Here is a 3451-nt window from a genome sequence, read left to right on the forward strand (position 1 = left end):
CTCTTGCTGGAAATTAGAGGGCAAGCGTCCCTTCTTTTTTTATATGACGGAATACTTCTGGTTTTTAGAGGTGCCCTAAGTCAGGAACCTGAAGACTTTGAAGCTGCACAGGTGCAATTAGAGGTGATGGACGAGTACTTGGTTGCAGCGGAAGCAGAGATTGATTACATGGTCAGCGTTGTTTCCAGCTATGCATCAGAAGCTGAAGAAATGACTGATGAGGAAGCCCTTCTTTATAACTGGATGCTGGCACAGGTTGAAGCAGCGCGTGCGGCTTTAGCTCAAGGACGAGCAGCAGTCGCTGAAGCGCGTGTTGAGCTAGAAAAAGCCGCTCAGGAAGAAGCTGAAACACCAAGTGAAGAGACTCCAGACCAAACAGAGGAAGGGAAAGACGAATCTGAAGCTGTCGAAGAGGAAGAAACTCCAACAGAAGAAGAAAGTGATGAATCTGCAGAGGTAGAAGAAGTTCCAAGTCAGCCAGCAGACAAGGAGAATGAATCAAAACCTCAAGAAGAAGACAAAACTTCCAATCAACCAGCAAACAAGGATGATGAAGTTGCACCTGAGGAAGAAGATCAGACTCCGGCTAAGCCAGTAGAGCAGGAAAAGGAAGTTCCAGCCAAGGAATCTGCAAAACCTGCTCCAGAGAAAGTAGTTGATAAACCTGCTAAAGTGAAGACAGAAGTAGCAGCTAAGGTGAATCCTGCTCCAGCCGCTAAAACTTCTCAAGCTGCTCCAGTAGCGAAAAAAGAAATGGCATCTGCTCAAGAGCAAGCAAAAACCCTACCGAATACAGGGACAAAAGCTGAGCGTGTTGCTCAAACTGCTCTTGCTGGTGGCGCCCTAGGATTTTTAGCAACTTTGACAGTCGTTCAAAGCCGTCGGAGAAAAAAACAATAGGTAAGCTGCCTTAGATAGCTAGTAAACCTAGAATCTGAAAAACAGTATAGAAGGATGTTGGAAGTAACCTTGTTTCTATACTGTTTTTTTGATGGTTTGGGGGAGGGGGATACTGTGCATGTTTTCAAGATAAATGAACCCTAATTATTCATCTCCATTATAAAAATCAGGTGGAATCGTTGATAATCCAAGGATTCCACCTAGTTTCTTTGTTTCACCCATTAGGTGGAAAACAAAAACTTCCAAAAACCTTAGTATAGCAAGGGTTCTGGAAGTTTTTTGAATTCTGTATGAATAATTCGGGATGAAGTTACTATAGTACCCGTTGTGCTAGTTATTTAAGGCGAAGCAAGTAGGTATTTCAAAGTGAACCCATGCTTAGCTTGGCTTTTATGAAGCATATTTTAGGCTCGGGTTCCAAGGTCCCCCGCCCCACCTCGCTTTCGAATTTTTAGGCTCGGGTTCAAAAGGTCTCCCAGACCTTTTGAATCTTACACCTTTGTAAGAAAACAAGCATTCTTGTAAGGATAGTCCCTTTCACTTTGTTCTATAATGATAGTAACGAAAAAGGAAAGAGGCATACCTATGTTATTAGAAATTAATCATTTAGAAAAAGTCTATCGCACGCGCTTTTCCAAGGAAGAGACACGGGCCCTACAAGATGTTGATTTTAAAGTAGAAGCAGGGGAATTTATTGCCATCATGGGGGAGAGTGGGTCTGGTAAAACAACCCTACTCAACATCCTCGCCACCTTGGACAAGCCAACCCGTGGCTCGGTAATTCTCAATCAGCAAGACATTACCCAGATTAAAGAAGGTAAATTGGCTGATTTCCGCCTGCACAATCTAGGCTTTGTCTTCCAGGATTTTAACCTCCTGGATACGCTGACGGTGCAAGACAATATCTTCCTCCCCTTGGTCTTGGGGCGGCAGAACTACAAGGAAATGGAAAGTCGTCTAGCTATTCTAGCCCCGCAACTGGGGATTCAAAACCTACTCCAGAAGCGGCCTTTTGAACTCTCAGGAGGTCAGAAGCAGCGGGTGGCAATTGCCCGTAGCCTGATTACTCGTCCCCAGTTAGTGTTGGCAGATGAACCAACCGCTGCCTTGGACTATCGGAACTCTGAGGATTTGTTGCAGCTTTTTGAGGAGATTAACCATGCCGGTCAGACCATCCTCATGGTGACTCATTCGGCCAATGCAGCCAGTCACGCCAAACGCGTGCTCTTCATCAAGGATGGCCGGATCTTCCATCAACTATATCGGGCTGGTAAAAGCAATCAGGAGTTTGCCAAGGAGATTTCCTTGAACATGTCCGCCTTGTTAGGAGGTGAGTAGATGTTTTACGGTAAACTTGCCTTGCGGAACCTCCGCAATTCCATTCGCGTCTTCGCACCCTTTGTTTTATCCAGTCTCGTACTTTTTACCATTATCTCCTCCATGTTTGCCCTCATGTTTAGCCCCGTCATGCAGGCTATGGCAACTGGATCAGTCGTTCTTGGCATGGGTTTGTTTGTTTTGACCATATTCAGTTTCATTATGGAAATTTATAGTTACAATTTCCTGATGCATCAAAGGTCAAGGGAGTTTGGTCTCTATAACATGCTGGGTATGAACAAGAAAAAGGTTATTCTGATTGCCAGTTTAGAGTTAATCCTGCTTTTCCTGGCGATTCTAGTCCTAGGGTCTGTTCTGAGCACTGTCTTCGCCAATGTCCTGTATTTGATCTTTGTCAACCTGGTAGGCTACCATGACCTGCACTTTAGTGTAGATCCCATGTCCTTTGTCTATTCAGCTATCCTCTTTGCAGGGATCTTCCTAGCTTTGGAATTTTTAGCCATCCGCAAAATTGCGAAAAATAATCCCTTGATTCTTTTTCGCAGTAGCGAAAAAGGGGAGAAGGAGCCCAAGGGAAATATCCTCCTCTCTACTCTCGGACTTCTGAGCTTGGCCATGGGTTATGGCATATCGTTGACTTCTCAAGCTCAAGGGGCAGCGATTGTCTGGCTCTTTTTCCTCGCTGTTCTATTGGTTATTGCAGGAACCTATCTCTTCTATATTAGCTTTATGACCTGGTTCCTCAAAAGACGGCGGAAGAATAAAAAGTATTTCTACCAGCCCGAGAACTTTATTACCACCTCACAGATGATCTTCCGCATGAAGCAACATGCTACAGGACTAGCCAATATTACCCTCTTAGCGGTTATGTCCTTCGTTACCATTGCGACAACTACCTCGCTCTATGCAGGGATGCAGGGAATTACGGAGAATATCTATCCAAAGAAGGCTAGTATTAATCTAGTCGTACAAAATCGGTCAGAAGCCAGTGAGGCCTATCAACAAGTCGTTCAAGCCAAGTTTCCAGAGTCTAGCCGTGATGCCAAGGAGTTGTTAGCCTTACAAACAACTCTCAATTACACAGGTGGGGACGAGCTAGTACTTTCCCATGAACCTGCAACCAATCCATTTTATACTAGACTTCCTGCAAAACTATAATATGATAAACTAAAGCTATGAATTATGAATCCAGTAAAAAACTTTCCGATGTACG

General features: G+C 44.4%; 3 protein-coding genes. All 3 read left to right on the plus strand.

All coding sequences use genetic code 11. From position 1 onward, the window contains the following. On the plus strand, positions 1-900 hold a 900-nt coding region (locus N4310_RS07945), incomplete at its 5' end, for an LPXTG cell wall anchor domain-containing protein (protein ID WP_338092457.1). 585 nt (positions 901-1485) lie between these two features. Next, complete coding sequence (locus N4310_RS07950) at positions 1486-2238, plus strand: ABC transporter ATP-binding protein (RefSeq protein ID WP_179924230.1); 753 nt, start codon at positions 1486-1488, stop codon at positions 2236-2238. Continuing rightward, on the plus strand, positions 2239-3396 hold the full coding sequence (locus N4310_RS07955; protein ID WP_262092750.1) for an ABC transporter permease: 1158 nt from the start codon (positions 2239-2241) through the stop codon (positions 3394-3396). It begins immediately after the preceding gene. The last annotated feature ends 55 nt before the right edge of the window (positions 3397-3451 follow it).

The sequence above is a fragment of the Streptococcus danieliae genome, assembly GCF_025447695.1.
Classification (GTDB): Bacteria; Bacillota; Bacilli; order Lactobacillales; family Streptococcaceae; genus Streptococcus; species Streptococcus danieliae.